Raw genomic sequence first — 16,926 nt, 5'->3', positions numbered from 1 at the left:
CACATAACGGCGCGCTTTTCTTTAAACTTCTTTACATTAGGTTATGTAAAAACGTATCGGCGTTTATATACTGAAGATAAGCCTGATGAGTAACAGGCTTGCTCGTCATACTTTCGTGAGTATTGGCGTTGTACAGGCAAGTCGTAAAATAACAGCCGGGCTATTCAGAGTATGATAAAAACAGGGGGCAAGGGATGTTGCTTAATATGATGTGTGGTCGTCGGCTGTCGGCAATCAGTTTGTGCCTGGCCGTAACATTCGCTCCACTGTTCAATGCGCAGGCCGATGAGCCTGAAGTAATCCCTGGCGACAGCCCGGTGGCTGTCAGTGAACAGGGCGAGGCACTGCCGCAGGCGCAAGCCACGGCAATAATGGCGGGGATCCAGCCATTGTCTGAAGGTGCGGCAGAAAAAGCCCGCACGCAAATCGAATCTCAATTACCCGCAGGTTACAAGCCGGTTTATCTTAACCAGCTTCAACTGTTGTATGCCGCACGCGATATGCAACCCATGTGGGAAAACCGTGATGCTGTTAAAGCCTTCCAGCAACAGCTGGCAGAGGTGGCGATTGCTGGTTTCCAGCCGCAGTTTAATAAATGGGTAGAGTTACTGACCGATCCTGGTGTTAACGGGATGGCACGTGACGTGGTGCTCTCTGATGCGATGATGGGCTATCTCCATTTCATTGCAAATATTCCGGTCAAAGGCACTCGCTGGCTATATAGCAGTAAACCTTATGCGCTTTCAACGCCGCCGCTTTCGGTGATTAACCAATGGCAGCTAGCGCTGGATAAAGGTCAATTGCCTACGTTTGTTGCAGGACTGGCACCGCAGCATCCGCAATATGCGGCGATGCATGAATCGTTACTGGCCTTACTCAGTGACACCAAACCGTGGCCCCAACTGACCGGCAAAGCAACGTTGCGCCCAGGGCAGTGGAGTAACGACGTACCGGCGTTGCGCGAAATATTGCAACGCACAGGCATGTTGGACGGGGGGCCGAAAATTACTCTACCTGGCGATGACACGCCAACTGACGCGGTAGTCAGCCCATCCGCTGTTACTGTTGAAACAGCAGAAACTAAGCCGATGGACAAGCAAACGACGTCTCGTAGTAAACCTGCGCCTGCCGTTCGTGCCGCCTACGATAATGAACTGGTGGAAGCCGTTAAACGTTTTCAGGCATGGCAAGGATTGGGAGCAGATGGTGCTATTGGCCCGGCAACGCGTGACTGGTTAAACGTAACGCCCGCCCAGCGTGCTGGCGTGTTGGCACTCAACATCCAGCGATTGCGCTTGCTGCCAACAGAGCTTTCTACCGGGATCATGGTTAACATTCCAGCCTATTCGCTGCTCTACTATCAGAACGGCAATCAGGTGCTGGATTCGCGAGTCATTGTCGGTCGCCCCGATCGCAAAACGCCGATGATGAGCAGTGCACTTAACAACGTAGTGGTAAACCCGCCGTGGAACGTACCACCAACTCTGGCACGCAAAGATATTCTGCCGAAAGTGCGCAACGATCCGGGATATCTCGAAAGCCATGGCTATACGGTGATGCGCGGCTGGAACAGCAGAGAAGCGATTGACCCATGGCAGGTTGACTGGTCTACAATCACGGCCTCGAATTTACCGTTTCGCTTCCAGCAGGCTCCAGGCCCACGGAACTCGCTGGGGCGCTATAAATTCAATATGCCGAGTTCAGAGGCCATTTATTTGCATGACACGCCGAACCACAATCTGTTCAAGCGTGATACACGCGCATTGAGCTCAGGCTGTGTACGAGTGAATAAAGCTTCCGATCTGGCGAATATGCTGTTGCAGGATGCAGGATGCAGGATGCAGGATGCAGGATGGAATGACAAACGTATTTCTGATGCGCTGAAGCAGGGTGATACACGTTACGTCAATATTCGGCAGTCGATTCCGGTGAATCTCTACTACCTGACGGCCTTTGTTGGTGCAGATGATCGTACCCAGTATCGTACAGATATTTACAATTATGATCTGCCTGCGCGATCCAGCTCGCAAATCGTATCGAAAGCGGAACAATTAATCAGGTAAATGAAGTAGTTCGGGGAAATCAATTGTCGTAATAATTAGCATGATTGGGGGCGATTCTCTGCAGCCCCCGTCACTGCTGGGGTTGAGTCATCTTGACGTCTGCTTTACGGGCGGTTAAGGTGCCTCTTGTGCGCCAGAAGTGCATATAAACGATAACATTGACCTGTAGACTTGATTATCATGGACAAATTCGACGCTAATCGCCGCAAATTGCTGGCGCTTGGTGGCGTTGCACTCGGTGCCGCCATCCTGCCGACCCCTGCGTTTGCAACACTCTCTACCCCACGCCCGCGCATTTTGACACTCAATAATCTTCATACCGGAGAGTCAATCAAAGCGGAGTTTTTCGATGGCAGAGGCTATATTCAGGAAGAATTGGCAAAACTTAACCATTTTTTCCGCGATTACCGCGCGAACAAAATAAAGTCCATCGACCCAGGATTATTCGACCAGTTGTATCGCCTGCAAGGGTTGTTAGGCACGCGCAAACCGGTGCAACTCATTTCCGGTTATCGTTCCATTGATACCAACAATGAACTACGCGCCCGCAGCCGTGGAGTAGCGAAGAAAAGCTATCACACTAAAGGCCAGGCGATGGATTTCCATATTGAAGGTATCGCGTTAAGCAATATTCGCAAAGCCGCGTTATCTATGCGCGCAGGTGGTGTAGGATATTACCCACGTAGTAACTTTGTGCATATTGATACCGGGCCAGCACGGCACTGGTAGTAATCGCTTAACGAAACAGGGGCAGTATGAACTATCGTATTATTCCGGTCACCGCATTCTCCCAGAACTGTTCATTGATCTGGTGTGAACAAACCCGCCTGGCCGCACTGGTCGATCCTGGCGGCGATGCGGAAAAAATCAAACAGGAAGTTGATGACAGCGGCCTGACACTGATGAAGATCCTGCTGACGCATGGTCATCTGGACCACGTTGGCGCAGCGGCGGAACTGGCGCAACATTACGGCGTGCCGGTTTTTGGCCCGGAAAAAGAAGATGAGTTCTGGCTGCAAGGCTTGCCTGCGCAAAGTCGTATGTTTGGTCTGGAAGAGTGCCAGCCGCTGACGCCAGATCGTTGGCTGAACGAAGGCGATACCATCAGCATAGGGAATGTGACTTTACAGGTGTTACATTGCCCTGGGCATACGCCGGGTCATGTCGTGTTTTTTGATGATCGGGCAAAGCTGCTGATTTCTGGCGATGTTATTTTCAAAGGCGGAGTAGGGCGCAGTGACTTCCCGCGTGGCGATCATAATCAACTGATTTCTTCAATCAAAGATAAATTGCTGCCACTGGGGGATGACGTGACATTTATTCCGGGTCACGGACCATTATCTACACTTGGTTATGAGCGCCTGCACAATCCCTTCCTGCAAGACGAAATGCCCGTCTGGTAAAGGCGCATAAAAAAGTCCACTTTTAATGCGGGCCTGGATTTCTGGCAAAGTGCGCTTTGTTTATGCCGGATGCGGCACGAGCGCCTTATCCGGCCTACAAAATCGTGCAAATTCAAAATATTGCAGGGGACGCGTAGGCCTGATAAGCGTAGCGCATCAGGCAATGTTGCGTTTGTCATCAGTCTCAGCCCGCTTTTCAGCGGGCTTCATTGTTTTTAACGCTTACAGCACTGCCACAATCGATTCGCACAGCGGAGCCATGTTATCTGGTGTCATCCCGGCCATATTTACGCGACCAGAAGCAACAGCATATACGCCAAACTCTTCGCGCAGACGCAGCACTTGTTCTTTTGTCAGACCACTGAAGGAGAACATGCCGTTCTGTTTGATGATAAAGCTGAAGTCGCGGTTTGCACCTTTTTCCTGCAGCGTATTGACGAACAACTGACGCATACGCTGAATACGCTGGCGCATATCAGTCAGCTCTTGTTCCCAAATCGCACGTAATGCATCGTTGCTCAGGATGGTGGCAACAACAGAAGCGCCGTGTGCTGGAGGGTTAGAGTAGTTAGCGCGAATCGTCGCTTTCATTTGGCTGAATGCGCGATCAACGATTTCACTGTCGGCAGCAACCAGAGTACAAGCGCCAACACGCTCGTTGTACAGGCCAAAGTTTTTAGAGTAGGAACTGGCAACAATCAGCTCTTTATGCATAGCCGCGAAAGCGCGCAGTCCTTCAGCATCTTCTTCCAGACCACGGGCAAAACCCTGGTAAGCGAAGTCAAACAGCGGTAACCAGCCTTTCTCAACGGAGAGTTGTGCCAGTGTCTGCCATTGTTCCAGCGTAGGGTCGATACCGGTTGGGTTATGGCAGCAGCCATGGAACAGCACTACGTCGCCAGCCTGAGCTTCGTTCAGACTGTTAATCAGTGCATCGAAGTCAAGGGTGTGATTTTCCGCATCATAATAAGCGTATTCACGAACTTCCAGACCTGCAGAGTTAAAGACGCTCTTATGGTTCGGCCAGCTTGGGTTGCTCACCCACACACGCTTAACGCTGGTATTTTTTGCCAGGAAGTCGGCAGCCACGCGTAGTGCGCCAGTGCCACCCGGAGTCTGTGCCGTGCGAGCACGTTTGTCATTGATCAGGGCGCTACCTTTACCAAACAGCAGTTCCTGAGTGCAGCGACCAAATTCAGGGATGCCGTCAATGCCGAGGTAATTTTTGGTGGTTTCATTTTCGAGCAGATACTGTTCAGCCTTTTTCACGCTGGTCAGTACCGGGGTTTTGCCCGTCTCATCTTTATAGACACCAATCCCGAGGTTAATTTTGCCGGGACGTTCATCGGCACGAAACAGATCGGCCAGGCCCAGAATCGGGTCGGCAGGAGCGGCGGTAATGTTCTCAAACATGACGAGGTTCCATTATGGTTACAGAAGGGAAGTCCGCTATCAGGGTAACGGGAGATTTACAAAATTCCAACTATTACTGATGAAAACGCAGGCTGTTTTTGCAAGACGTGAGATTGCTCTGGAAGGCATAAAAAAAACAGGACCAACGTCCTGTTTTTTCGGCATTTAACAAAGAGGTGTGCTATTAGAACTGGTAAACGATACCCACAGCAACGGTGTCGTCTGAACCTACGCCCAGTTTGTTGTCAGAATCGATCTGGTTGATGATGTAGTCAACATAGGTGGACATGTTTTTGTTGAAGTAGTAGGTTGCGCCCACTTCAAAGTAGTTCACCAGATCAACATCACCGATACCTTCTACGTCTTTCGCTTTAGATTTGGTGTAAGCGATGGACGGACGCAGACCGAAATCGAACTGGTATTGCGCAACTAACAGAACGTCTTGCGTTTTGTTGGTGAAGCCGCTGGTGTTTGTAAATTTATTAGTGATCGGCGTAGCGTTACGGGTTTCACCGTAGTTCGCTGCCAGGTAGATGTTGTTCGCGTCGTACTTCAGACCAGTAGCCCACTGTTCAGCTTTTTTACCGTTGCCAAGAGGTTGAGCTTCTTGCAGGTTGGTACGGTCAGCTGCACCATAAGCACCAACGATACCAAAGCCTTCGTATTCGTAGCTGATAGAACCGCCAACACCGTCGCCGTTAGAACGGCGTGCAGTGTCACGCTCGTTTTTACCCAAGTACTGAACAGCGAAGTTCAGGCCATCAACCAGACCAAAGAAGTTGGAGTTACGATAGGTAGCAACGCCGCCAACACGACCAACGAAGAAGTCATCGCTGTATGCAGTATCACCACCAAATTCTGGCAGCATATCGGTGTAACCCAGTGCATCATAAACCACACCGTAGTTACGGCCGTAATCGAAAGAACCAACGTCAGCGTATTTAAGACCCGCGAATGCCAGACGCGTTTTGTTACCAGTTTGAGCGTCAGCGCCTTCAGAGTTGTTACCCTGGAAGTTATATTCCCACTGACCATAACCGGTCAGATCGGAATTGATTTGAGTTTCCCCTTTAAAACCAAGACGGGCATAGGTCATGTCGCCATTGCCACCGTAACTGTTTTCACCGTTACCCTTGGAAAAATAATGCAGACCAACAGCTTTACCGTACAGATCTACTTTGTTGCCATCTTTGTTATAGATTTCTGCAGCGTTTGCAGTACCTGCTACTAACAGAGCAGGGACGATCACTGCCAGAATATTGCGCTTCATCATTATTTATTACCCTCATGGTTTTTTTTATGACACCTGCCACTGCCGTCAATAAGTTCTGTCAATAAAAATTTACGGAACTATTGATGAGAGTTTGGTGTCTTTATGTGTCTGCAGGCATCTTTCCATTCAAACTAACGTTTCGCTACCGAGAAAGTGCTACAAAGATAAAGATTTAGTTTCAAAAAGAAAAAATATGTAACCAAAAGTAAAAATTAAGGAGCTTTGTGAACACAGTCATATTTCCATAGAAACGTGATGATATTTACAGCAATTTTTATCTATTTATATGATTTACTTATATTTAAATTAACTAAACGGAAATTTTGTTTCTGATGGAAACTTTATCGACCTGGCACAAAATCCTCTTTCAGACATCCAGAATGCCAAAAAATAGTATGAAAATTGTGCTATCAGCTAAGAAAAAACTAATCCGCAATAAGAGTGCGGGTTATTTTTTGTGCGTAAATGTTGCAATGTAATATTCCGTAACAGGATGATCGTTATGGCGGGGGTGCAAATAGATTGCTTGACTTAACAAACAGATAACTTGACAGAAAGGATAAAAAAGAGCCAGCAGGCGCTGGCTCTTTGAGGAAGAAAATCAGAAGCTGGCGTTGCGCGGAGTACGTGGGAACGGAATCACATCACGCACGTTTTGCACGCCAGTTACGTAAGCAATCAGGCGTTCAAAACCAAGACCGAAACCTGAATGCGGAACAGTACCGTAGCGACGCAGATCGCGATACCACCAGTAATCTTCTTTATTCAGGCCCATTTCCAGCATACGCTCGTCCAGAACGTCCAGACGTTCTTCACGCTGGGAGCCACCAATGATCTCACCGATGCCCGGAGCCAGAACGTCCATAGCCGCAACGGTTTTACCGTCTTCGTTGAGGCGCATATAGAACGCTTTAATATCTTTCGGATAGTTTTTAACCACTACCGGTGCTTTAAAGTGTTCTTCCGCCAGATAACGCTCATGCTCAGAAGAGAGATCGACGCCCCAGTAAACCGGGTTTTCAAACTTCCTGCCGCAGTTTTCGAGAATGGTCACTGCGTCGGTGTAATCCACCTGCGCGAAATCGGCTTCAATGAAGCGTTCCAGACGTGAAACGGCATCTTTATCTACGCGTTCAGCGAAGAATTTCATGTCGTCTGCGCGTTCTTCGAGAACCGCTTTGAAGACATATTTCAGCATGGCTTCAGCCAGACCCGCGATATCGTTCAGGTTAGCAAACGCCACTTCCGGCTCCAGCATCCAGAATTCCGCCAGGTGACGGCTGGTGTTGGAGTTTTCAGCACGGAAAGTCGGGCCGAAGGTATAAATTTTGGATAATGCGCAAGCGTAGGTTTCGCCGTTCAACTGGCCAGATACGGTCAGGAAAGACTCTTTACCAAAGAAGTCTTTGTCGAAATCCACTTTGCCCTGATCGTTACGCGGCAGGTTTTCCAGATCCAGCGTAGAAACGCGGAACATTTCGCCTGCACCTTCGGTATCAGATGCGGTAATCAGTGGCGTTGAAACCCAGAAGAATCCCTGCTCGTTAAAGAAGCGATGCAGCGCCTGCGCCAGCGTATGGCGAACGCGCGCGACGGCACCAATCAGGTTTGTGCGCGGACGCAGGTGAGCGACTTCACGCAGATACTCAATGCTGTGGCGTTTTGCCGCCATCGGGTAAGTGTCTGGATCTTCAACCCAACCAGCAACTTCAACCTTGCTGGCCTGAATTTCAAATTGTTGCCCCTGGCCCGGCGATGCCACGACTTTACCCGTCACAATGACCGAGCAGCCGGTGGTCAGACGCAGGACGTCTTCATTGTAATTGGGCAGAGAATTATTGATGACAGCCTGTACAGGATCAAAGCAGGAACCGTCATAAACGGCGAGGAAGGAGATGCCAGCTTTTGAATCTCGGCGGGTACGTACCCATCCGCGTACGGTGACTTCGCTGTCAACGGCTACGCGGCCCTGGAGTACGTCGGCTACAGGCACAACGCTCATAATATTCTCTCTGTTAATAGTCGGAAAAAATAAACACTTGTCCACCCGTAAATGGGGGGGATACCTATGTTACCTGGCATCTGCAATCAGACAAGCAGAATTCGCAAATGCAGCGAAAGATTTCGGAATTAAAGGTAAAAAAAGGGAGCCGATTAGCTCCCTGATGATATTAACTGGCTTTTTTAATATGCGGAAGGTCGAACGCTTTGCGCAGCGCCCGAACAAACGCTTTATCATGGCAGATAGTTTTGCCAGGGCTGTCAGAAAGTTTCGCCACCGGTTTACCGTTACACTCTACCAACTTAATCACAATATTCAGGGGGTTTACCTGGGGGATATCGCAGGTCAGGCGAGTCCCAATACCAAAACTTAATTGCACGCGGGAAGAGAAGTGGCGGTATAGCTCAACCGCTTTGCGTAAATCCAGATTGTCAGAGAAAACCAGCGTTTTACTCTGTGGATCAATTCCCAGCTTTTCATAATGTGCAATGGCTTTTTCACCCCATTCAACCGGGTCGCCAGAGTCATGACGCAGGCCCTGATACCGACTAGCGAACTCGACACCGAAATCACGCAGGAAAGCATCCATAGTGATGCAGTCGGTTAATGCAATGCCAAGTTGGTCGGGATACTCTTCCAGCCAGGCAGCAAGTGCAGCTCGCTGGCTGTTGGCTAGATCCGGGCTGATTTGCTGATGTGCCTGGAACCATTCGTGTGCCTGTGTTCCCATCGGCGTGAGGGAAAGCCGACGCGCCAGATCGTAGTTGCTGGTGCCCACGAACCAGGATTCCTGTTGCAGACGCTTAACGATGGTTTCTTGTACTTCGCGAGAAAAACGGCGACGGGTGCCAAAATCCATCAGATGGAAGCGCGACATATCAAGACCGGCGGTTAACGCCGAGAAGTCGACTAATTTGCTTTCCAGCGTGTCGAGGGCTTGCGCAACGTCGGCCTGCGGTGAGCGATAGCGATGTACCATTTCACTGATAACCGCCAGCAAAGGAACTTCCCAGAGGATGACTTCACGCCACGGACCGCTTAAGCGAATATCCAGCTTGCCATTATCGTTGGACACGGTGACTTGTTCCGGGTTAAAGCGGAACTCGCGTAACCAGTTAAGATAGTCGGCCTTAAAGAAAGGCAGGGCAGAGAGCCACTGATATTCATCATCCTGCAGGCGCAGGTGCTGCATCGCCTGAATCTGTTCACGAATAGCATCGGCATAAATACCCAGCAGATCGTCACCTCGGCAACGAAACTCCGCCGCGACATGCACATCGTAATAGTGATGAAACACGGCTTGCTGCATATGCAACTTATAAGCATCTGTATCCAGCAACGAGTGCAGAACAGGAGAAGCGAATTGTGTCATAGGTGCGCAGTAGCGTCCTCGTACAGGAGCGTTTAGTACAATAAACATCTTCAGGAACTGCTGGAGTATACCTTGTTTCGCAATTTATTGAACCCCGATCACACCATATGCCACCTTTCTGGTCGATGGCATTACGCGGTGTATGTTATAAAAATGTAGCAATAAAGGCGTTTGTACCTGAAAATATGAAGATTCTGCATAGCGCGATTTACGCAACAGGAATAGACTGAACACCAGACTCTATAAAAGATGCTAAAGGTTATTTATGACTCAACAGCCACAAGCCAAATACCGTCACGATTATCGTGCGCCGGATTACCAGATTACTGATATTGACTTGACCTTTGACCTCGACGCGCAAAAGACGGTCGTTACCGCGGTCAGCCAGGCTGTCCGTCATGGTGCATCAGATGCTCCGCTTCGTCTCAACGGCGAAGACCTCAAACTGGTTTCTGTTCATATTAATGATGAGCCGTGGACCGCCTGGAAAGAAGAAGAGGGCGCACTGGTCATCAGTAATTTGCCGGAGCGTTTTACGCTTAAGATCATTAATGAAATAAGCCCGGCGGCGAATACGGCGCTGGAAGGGCTTTATCAGTCAGGCGATGCGCTTTGCACCCAGTGTGAAGCCGAAGGTTTCCGCCATATTACGTATTATCTCGACCGCCCGGACGTGCTGGCGCGTTTTACCACCAAAATTATTGCCGATAAAATCAAATATCCCTTCCTGCTTTCCAATGGTAACCGCGTTGCGCAAGGCGAACTCGAAAACGGACGCCATTGGGTACAGTGGCAGGACCCGTTCCCGAAACCGTGCTACCTGTTTGCGCTGGTGGCAGGCGACTTTGATGTACTGCGCGATACCTTTACCACGCGTTCTGGTCGCGAAGTAGCACTGGAGCTGTACGTCGATCGCGGCAACCTTGATCGCGCGCCGTGGGCGATGACCTCGCTGAAAAACTCCATGAAATGGGATGAAGAACGCTTTGGCCTGGAGTATGACCTCGACATCTATATGATCGTCGCGGTGGATTTCTTCAATATGGGCGCAATGGAGAATAAGGGTCTGAATATCTTTAACTCCAAATATGTGCTGGCCCGCACCGACACCGCCACCGACAAAGATTACCTCGATATTGAACGCGTTATCGGCCATGAATATTTCCATAACTGGACCGGTAACCGAGTGACCTGCCGCGACTGGTTCCAGCTCAGCCTGAAAGAAGGTTTAACCGTCTTCCGCGATCAGGAATTCAGCTCTGACCTTGGTTCCCGCGCAGTTAACCGCATCAATAATGTGCGCACCATGCGCGGATTGCAGTTTGCGGAAGACGCCAGCCCGATGGCGCACCCAATCCGCCCGGACATGGTCATTGAGATGAACAACTTCTACACCCTGACCGTTTACGAGAAGGGCGCGGAAGTGATCCGTATGATCCACACCCTGCTGGGCGAAGAAAACCTCCAGAAAGGGATGCAACTCTATTTCGAGCGTCATGATGGTAGCGCAGCGACCTGTGATGACTTTGTGCAGGCGATGGAAGATGCGTCGAATGTTGATCTCTCCCATTTCCGCCGTTGGTACAGCCAGTCCGGTACGCCGGTTGTGACCGTCAAAGACGACTACAATCCGGAAACTGAGCAGTACACCCTGACCATCAGCCAGCGCACGCCAGCCACGCCGGATCAGGCAGAAAAACAGCCGCTGCATATTCCGTTTGCCATCGAATTGTATGACAACGAAGGCAAAGTGATCCCGTTGCAGAAAGGCGGTCATCCGGTGAATTCCGTGCTGAACGTCACCCAGGCGGAACAGACCTTTGTTTTTGATAATGTCTACTTCCAGCCGGTGCCTGCGCTGCTGTGCGAATTCTCTGCGCCAGTGAAACTGGAATATAAGTGGAGCGATCAGCAACTGACCTTCCTGATGCGTCATGCGCGTAATGATTTCTCCCGTTGGGATGCGGCGCAAAGTTTGCTGGCAACCTACATCAAGCTGAACGTCGCCCGTCATCAGCAAGGGCAGCCGCTGTCTCTGCCGGTACATGTGGCTGACGCTTTCCGCGCGGTGCTGCTCGATGAGAAGATTGATCCGGCGCTGGCGGCAGAAATCCTGACGCTGCCTTCTGTCAATGAAATGGCTGAACTGTTCGATATCATAGACCCGATTGCTATTGCCGAAGTACGCGAAGCACTCACTCGTACTCTGGCGACTGAACTGGCGGATGAGCTGCTGGCTATTTACAACGCGAATTACCAGAGCGAGTACCGTGTTGAGCATGAAGATATTGCAAAACGCACTTTGCGTAATGCCTGCCTGCGCTTCCTTGCTTTTGGTGAAACGCATCTGGCTGACGTGCTGGTGAGCAAGCAATACCATGAAGCAAACAATATGACCGATGCGCTGGCAGCGCTTTCTGCGGCGGTTGCTGCACAGCTGCCTTGCCGTGACGCTCTGATGCAGGAGTACGACGATAAGTGGCATCAGGACGGTCTGGTGATGGATAAATGGTTTATCCTGCAAGCCACCAGCCCGGCGGCGAATGTGCTGGAGACGGTGCGTGGTCTGTTGCAGCATCGCTCATTTACCATGAGCAACCCGAACCGTATTCGTTCGTTGATTGGTGCGTTTGCGGGCAGCAACCCGGCAGCGTTCCATGCCGAAGATGGCAGCGGTTACCAGTTCCTGGTGGAAATGCTTACCGACCTCAACAGCCGTAACCCGCAGGTAGCTTCACGTCTGATTGAACCGCTGATTCGCCTGAAACGTTATGATGCCAAACGTCAGGAGAAAATGCGCGCGGCGCTGGAACAGTTGAAAGGGCTGGAAAATCTCTCTGGCGATCTTTACGAGAAGATAACTAAAGCACTGGCTTGATACTTTTGAGCCAAAATGCCTGATGCGACGCTTGACGCGTCTTATCAGGCCTACAACTCCGTTGAAATTGCTGGTTTTGTAGGCTGGATAAGGCGTTCACGCCGCATCCGGCAGCCGTGCCCAACTGCCTGATGCGATGCTTGACGTGTCTTATCAGGCCTACAAGTCCGTTGAAAATGCTGGTTTTGTGCGCCACATCCGGCATATTAACCATGACGCCGAATCAGTTGTTCAGAATGCCCACGCCGCATTACCCGTTGCAATACTTCCGCTTCCAGCTCCGCTAATCGCACCGACCCTAATCGACGCGGACGGGGGATATCCACTGTCAAATCCAGACTAATTTTTCCCTCTTCAATTAACAACACCCGGTCAGCTATTGCTACCGCTTCGCTCACATCATGCGTCACCAACAGTACGGTAAAGCCGTGCTGCTGCCAAAGTGACACAATCAAATCCTGCATCTCGAGTCGCGTTAAGGCGTCCAGTGCCCCGAGCGGTTCATCAAGCAACAATAAACCCGGTCGATGAATCAACGCACTTGCCAGCGCCACACGCTGTTTCTGCCCGCCAGAAAGTGCGGCAGGCCATTCCCCGGCGCGATTCTCCAGTCCTACCGCAGCCAACGCCCGACGCGCGGCATCGCGCCACTGACCTTTAAGGCCTAACCCAACGTTATCAATCACCGATTTCCACGGCAGCAGACGCGCATCCTGAAACATCATTCGCGTATCATCCTGAATTTCAGCCAGCGGTGTGGTGCCCGCTAACACATCGCCTGCGGTTGGCGTTTCCAGACCGGCCAGCAGGCGCAGCAGGGTACTTTTACCACCACCGCTGCGGCCCACCACCGCCACAAACTGACCTGCCGGAATATGTAAATCCAGTTGGTTCAGGACGATATTTTCCGCGTAATGTTTGCTTACTGCATTGAGCAACAATGGTGTGCCCTGGTTCAGACGAGCAGTATTCATATCGTGGCCTCCTTCAAATGATAAGCCGGGTTCCAGCGCAACCAGAGGCGCTCTAACAGCTGCGCGCTGACGTCAGCAAGTTTGCCGAGCAGGGCGTAAAGAATAATAGCGACTACCACCACGTCTGTTTGCAAAAACTCTCGCGCATTCATCGCCAGATAACCAATGCCGGAATTGGCAGAAATGGTTTCGGCAACAATCAGCGTCAGCCACATCAGGCCCAACGCAAAACGCACGCCGACCATAATTGAGGGCAGGGCATCGGGCAGGATCACATGGATAAACAGCGGTATGCCGGATAATCCATAGCTACGCGCCATCTCCACCAGCCCGCGATCGATATTACGGATGCCATGCCAGGTGTTGATATAAATGGGGAACAGCGTACCGAGCGCCACCAGAAAGATTTTCGCGGATTCATCAATGCCAAACCACAAAATCACCAGCGGGATCAGCGCCAGATGCGGCACGTTGCGCAACATCTGAATTGAGGTATCCAGCAGCCTTTCTCCCCAGCGCGACAGTCCGCTAATCAGTCCCAGAATCAGGCCCAGCGATCCGCCAATTGAAAAGCCAATCAGCGCCCGCCAGGAACTGATCGCCAGATGCTGCCACAGTTCGCCGCTGGCGGAGAGCGTCCAGAACGTCGTCACCACTCCTTCCGGTGAAGGCAAAATACGCGTCGACAGCCAGCCAACCGAGGAGGCCAGTTGCCACACCGCCACGATGCCCACCGGTAAAAACCAGGGGGCAACGCGCAATAACCACTTCTTCACTGGCGTTGCCATCATCGTGTTCCTTAGCTTTGCGCGACTTTACGGGGGATAAAATCATTCGCCACCGCTTCGCCTTGCGGATTCAGCGGCTGCGGCTGGGGAATTTCCGGAATGGCGACATCCAGATGTGGGAACAGCAACTCGCCAACCCGATACGCTTCTTCCAGATGCGGGTAGCCCGAAAGCACAAAGCTGTCGATGCCAAGCGCGGCGTATTCGTTGATTCGCGCGGCGACCGTAGGACCATCGCCCACCAGCGCCGTTCCGGCACCGCCGCGCACTAAGCCAACGCCCGCCCATAAATTGGGGCTGATCTCCAGATTGTCGCGCTTGCCGTTATGTAGCGCCGCCATTCGCTGTTGTCCTACGGAATCCGTCCGGGCGAATGCGGCTTGTGCTTTGGCGATAGTCTCATCATCAAGATGCGAGATTAACCGCTCGGCGGCCTGCCACGCTTCGTCGTTAGTTTCACGAACAATCACATGCAGACGAATACCGAAACGAATTTTGCGCCCATACGAGGCAGCTTTCGCCCGCACTTGTTCGATTTTCTCTTTAACAAGTTCCGGCGGTTCGCCCCAGGTGAGGTAGAGATCAACTTGTTCTGCCGCCAGCTCCTGGGCGACATCTGACGATCCGCCAAAGTAAAGCGGAGGATAAGGCTGTTGAATCGGCGGGAAGAGCAGTTTTGCTCCGCGCACATGAATATGTTTACCGTTGAAATTGACGGTTTCCCCCAGCAATAAGCGCCGCCAGACCTGGGTAAATTCCGCCGAGGCTTCGTAGCGCTCGCTATGATCAAGGAACACGCCGTCGCCTGCCAGCTCTTGTGGATCGCTGCCTGTGACCAGATTAAACAACGCACGACCATTTGAGAGACGGTCAAGCGTGGCGGCCTGGCGGGCGGCAACAGTAGGTGAGGTTACGCTGGGACGCAGGGCGACAAGAAACTTCAGCCGCTGCGTCACCGGGATCATCGACGCTGCAACCAGCCACGCATCTTCACACGATCGCCCCGTTGGGATCAGCACACCGGTATAGCCCAGACGATCCGCCGCTTGCGCAATTTGTTGCAGATAACCGTGATCAACCGGGCGTGAACCTTCTTCCGTTCCCAGATAGTGCCCGTCACCGTGGGTCGGTAAAAACCAGAACATATTCAGACTCATAATTGTTTTCCTTCCAGTTGAGTGGGCTGCCAGATGCGCTGGCGAATATCGACTTTTTTCGGCACCAGACGGTTTTCATAAAACAGATCTGCCGTTTGCTGCTGTAAGGCGGCAACCTCGGCGTTAACCGGTTTGATGGTGGTAGGAGGGCGATGATCTAAGTAAGAGGCAATCACCGGTGCCGGTAAGCCCATCGTTTTTGCCAGTAAAGCGATGCTTTGTTCGCGCTGGCTGCGGGTTAACGCATTGGCCTCACTAAAGGTTGCCAGTACGCCCTGAATAAAAGCGCCGTTTTTTTCTGCATAGGGACGAGCTGCCAGATAAAACGATCCAGTTTGATTGAGATCGGTGCCGTCTTTCAGCACCCGCACGCCGCCCTGTAATAACGCAGCGGAGTAGTAGGGATCCCAGATAGCCCAGGCGTCAACGTTACCTTGCTGGAACGCGGCGCGGGCATCGGCAGGCGTCAGGTAAGTGGGCTGGATATCGGTGAATTTAAGTCCGGCCTGACGCAGTGCACGCAGTAAAAGGTTGTGTGAACTGGAACCTTTCTGAAAGGCAACTTTGTGACCTTTAAGATCGGCTACGGTTTTGATCGGGCTGTTTTCTGCCACCAGAATCACTTCGGCTTTGGGCTTCGGTGGCTCGACGCCCACATATACCAAATCAGCCCCGGCAGCCTGGGCAAAGATTGGCGGAATATCCCCGGTACTGCCGAGATCAATACTGCCAACGTTTAACGCTTCCAACATTTGCGGACCCGCGGGGAACTCCACCCAGGAGATTTTTGATTGCGGATAGCGTTTTTCCAGTAACTGGTGGCTTTTTGCCTGCACCATACCAATACTGCCTTTCTGATAGCCTATACGTAACGCTTCAGGCGAGGATTCTGCAGCAACCGCAAAAGTAGAGACGCTAAGCAATCCCGCCAGCGCCAGTTTAATGATGTTACGCATGGGCATTACCTCGCAGAGACAGAAGGTCAGGAACCTGAACATCGCGGCGGTGCAATGCCTGCCAGAAAGTTTCTAGCGCGGTATCAAGATGGGTTTGCAGATTTGGCGTGAACTGGGGTCTGTGATGGTAATCAATTAATTGTGAGTCATCGGCAAACACGCCGTGCAGGATCTCCTGAGCTTTCAGTGCGCTTAAAACTGGTTTAAGGGCATAATCGACCGCCAGCAGATGGGCCACGGTACCGCCCGTCGCCAGCGGTAGCACCACTTTGCCTTGCAAAGCGCGCTCTGGCAGCAGGTCGAGCAGGGTTTTCAGCGCGCCGGAATAGGCGGCTTTATACACAGGCGTGGCGACAATCAGCCCATCAGCCTGTTGCAGCTGTTCGGTGAAGGTCTTGAGTGCCGGACTATCGAAACGAGCATAAAGCAGATCTTCCGGGGCGAAGTTTTGCAGATTCCAGTGATAAACCTCTACATCTAGGCCATTTAGTTTTTCCCGCGCATATTCCAGCAAGGAGCTGGAGCGAGAAGGAAAGCGAGGACTACCCGCCAGGGTGATGACACGCATACTCTCTCCTTATAACCAATTGTTCTTTTTTGTTAACATTGATAACAATTCGGTCAGTCTGTCGGAGAGACAAGAAAAT

At 51.4% G+C, this 16,926-nt stretch carries 13 protein-coding genes; 4 read left to right on the top strand and 9 right to left on the bottom strand.

The genetic code is table 11. From position 1 onward, the window contains the following. Positions 1-194 precede the first annotated feature (194 nt). The 3 genes from ldtD to gloC all read left to right on the top strand — a co-directional run bounded on the left by ldtD (position 195) and on the right by gloC (position 3,466). Complete coding sequence (ldtD, locus tag ACUU1M_RS13395; protein ID WP_152028979.1) at positions 195-2,063, top strand: L,D-transpeptidase; 1,869 nt, start codon at positions 195-197, stop codon at positions 2,061-2,063. Between the two features lie 180 nt (positions 2,064-2,243). Next, the gene (locus ACUU1M_RS13390) at positions 2,244-2,792 is read left to right on the top strand and encodes a YcbK family protein (protein WP_001295932.1); all 549 of its coding nucleotides are present in this window, start codon (positions 2,244-2,246) and stop codon (positions 2,790-2,792) included. Positions 2,793-2,818: 26 nt separating this feature from the next. After that, complete coding sequence (gloC, locus tag ACUU1M_RS13385) at positions 2,819-3,466, top strand: hydroxyacylglutathione hydrolase GloC (RefSeq protein ID WP_001109479.1); 648 nt, start codon at positions 2,819-2,821, stop codon at positions 3,464-3,466. Positions 3,467-3,688: 222 nt separating this feature from the next. Here the strand turns inward: gloC and aspC are convergent, their stop codons facing one another. The 4 genes from aspC to pncB all read right to left on the bottom strand — a co-directional run bounded on the left by aspC (position 3,689) and on the right by pncB (position 9,526). Further along, positions 3,689-4,879, bottom strand: a complete 1,191-nt coding sequence (gene aspC / locus ACUU1M_RS13380) for an aspartate transaminase (RefSeq protein ID WP_000462683.1) — start codon at positions 4,877-4,879, stop codon at positions 3,689-3,691. Between the two features lie 184 nt (positions 4,880-5,063). Continuing rightward, positions 5,064-6,152: a porin OmpF gene (gene ompF, locus ACUU1M_RS13375; RefSeq protein WP_000977923.1), complete on the bottom strand. Its 1,089-nt coding sequence runs from the start codon at positions 6,150-6,152 to the stop codon at positions 5,064-5,066. Positions 6,153-6,753: 601 nt separating this feature from the next. Beyond that, positions 6,754-8,154: an asparagine--tRNA ligase gene (gene asnS, locus ACUU1M_RS13370; protein WP_000117881.1), complete on the bottom strand. Its 1,401-nt coding sequence runs from the start codon at positions 8,152-8,154 to the stop codon at positions 6,754-6,756. A gap of 169 nt (positions 8,155-8,323) precedes the next feature. Next, positions 8,324-9,526 carry a nicotinate phosphoribosyltransferase gene (pncB, locus tag ACUU1M_RS13365; RefSeq protein WP_001430758.1) on the bottom strand — a complete coding sequence of 401 codons (1,203 nt, stop codon included), beginning with the start codon at positions 9,524-9,526 and terminating at the stop codon, positions 8,324-8,326. 265 nt (positions 9,527-9,791) lie between these two features. Between pncB and pepN the strand changes: the two genes are divergently transcribed. Continuing rightward, positions 9,792-12,404, top strand: coding sequence for an aminopeptidase N (gene pepN, locus ACUU1M_RS13360; RefSeq protein ID WP_000193852.1), 2,613 nt, complete (start codon positions 9,792-9,794; stop codon positions 12,402-12,404). 206 nt (positions 12,405-12,610) lie between these two features. Here the strand turns inward: pepN and ssuB are convergent, their stop codons facing one another. Genes ssuB through ssuE form a run of 5 tightly spaced genes read right to left on the bottom strand, consistent with a single transcriptional unit; the run spans position 12,611 to position 16,847 of the window. Further along, positions 12,611-13,378, bottom strand: coding sequence for an aliphatic sulfonates ABC transporter ATP-binding protein (gene ssuB, locus ACUU1M_RS13355; protein ID WP_001090497.1), 768 nt, complete (start codon positions 13,376-13,378; stop codon positions 12,611-12,613). Beyond that, on the bottom strand, positions 13,375-14,166 hold the full coding sequence (gene ssuC / locus ACUU1M_RS13350) for an aliphatic sulfonate ABC transporter permease SsuC (RefSeq protein WP_005074148.1): 792 nt from the start codon (positions 14,164-14,166) through the stop codon (positions 13,375-13,377). The genes ssuB and ssuC overlap by 4 nt, the downstream gene beginning before the upstream one ends. An 11-nt stretch (positions 14,167-14,177) precedes the next feature. Continuing rightward, positions 14,178-15,323, bottom strand: coding sequence for an FMNH2-dependent alkanesulfonate monooxygenase (gene ssuD, locus ACUU1M_RS13345; protein ID WP_000056000.1), 1,146 nt, complete (start codon positions 15,321-15,323; stop codon positions 14,178-14,180). After that, on the bottom strand, positions 15,320-16,279 hold the full coding sequence (ssuA, locus tag ACUU1M_RS13340; RefSeq protein WP_152028978.1) for an aliphatic sulfonate ABC transporter substrate-binding protein SsuA: 960 nt from the start codon (positions 16,277-16,279) through the stop codon (positions 15,320-15,322). Before ssuA ends, ssuD begins: the two co-directional genes overlap by 4 nt. Then, positions 16,272-16,847: an NADPH-dependent FMN reductase gene (gene ssuE, locus ACUU1M_RS13335; RefSeq protein WP_001263929.1), complete on the bottom strand. Its 576-nt coding sequence runs from the start codon at positions 16,845-16,847 to the stop codon at positions 16,272-16,274. The genes ssuA and ssuE overlap by 8 nt, the downstream gene beginning before the upstream one ends. Positions 16,848-16,926 lie beyond the last annotated feature (79 nt).

It is taken from the genome of Shigella sp. SIG6, from assembly GCF_053555815.1.
Note: the sequence above shows the minus strand (reverse complement) of the source record. Positions and strands in the feature narration are given on the sequence as shown.

Bases quoted from the DNA above. Each gene is read 5' to 3' on its own strand.
- ldtD (WP_152028979.1), top strand. From the start codon at position 195: ATGTTGCTTAATATGATGTGTGGTCGTCGGCTGTCGGCAATCAGTTTG.
- ACUU1M_RS13390 (WP_001295932.1), top strand. From the start codon at position 2,244: ATGGACAAATTCGACGCTAATCGCCGCAAATTGCTGGCGCTTGGTGGC.
- gloC (WP_001109479.1), top strand. From the start codon at position 2,819: ATGAACTATCGTATTATTCCGGTCACCGCATTCTCCCAGAACTGTTCA.
- aspC (WP_000462683.1), bottom strand. From the start codon at position 4,879: ATGTTTGAGAACATTACCGCCGCTCCTGCCGACCCGATTCTGGGCCTG.
- ompF (WP_000977923.1), bottom strand. From the start codon at position 6,152: ATGATGAAGCGCAATATTCTGGCAGTGATCGTCCCTGCTCTGTTAGTA.
- asnS (WP_000117881.1), bottom strand. From the start codon at position 8,154: ATGAGCGTTGTGCCTGTAGCCGACGTACTCCAGGGCCGCGTAGCCGTT.
- pncB (WP_001430758.1), bottom strand. From the start codon at position 9,526: ATGACACAATTCGCTTCTCCTGTTCTGCACTCGTTGCTGGATACAGAT.
- pepN (WP_000193852.1), top strand. From the start codon at position 9,792: ATGACTCAACAGCCACAAGCCAAATACCGTCACGATTATCGTGCGCCG.
- ssuB (WP_001090497.1), bottom strand. From the start codon at position 13,378: ATGAATACTGCTCGTCTGAACCAGGGCACACCATTGTTGCTCAATGCA.
- ssuC (WP_005074148.1), bottom strand. From the start codon at position 14,166: ATGGCAACGCCAGTGAAGAAGTGGTTATTGCGCGTTGCCCCCTGGTTT.
- ssuD (WP_000056000.1), bottom strand. From the start codon at position 15,323: ATGAGTCTGAATATGTTCTGGTTTTTACCGACCCACGGTGACGGGCAC.
- ssuA (WP_152028978.1), bottom strand. From the start codon at position 16,279: ATGCGTAACATCATTAAACTGGCGCTGGCGGGATTGCTTAGCGTCTCT.
- ssuE (WP_001263929.1), bottom strand. From the start codon at position 16,847: ATGCGTGTCATCACCCTGGCGGGTAGTCCTCGCTTTCCTTCTCGCTCC.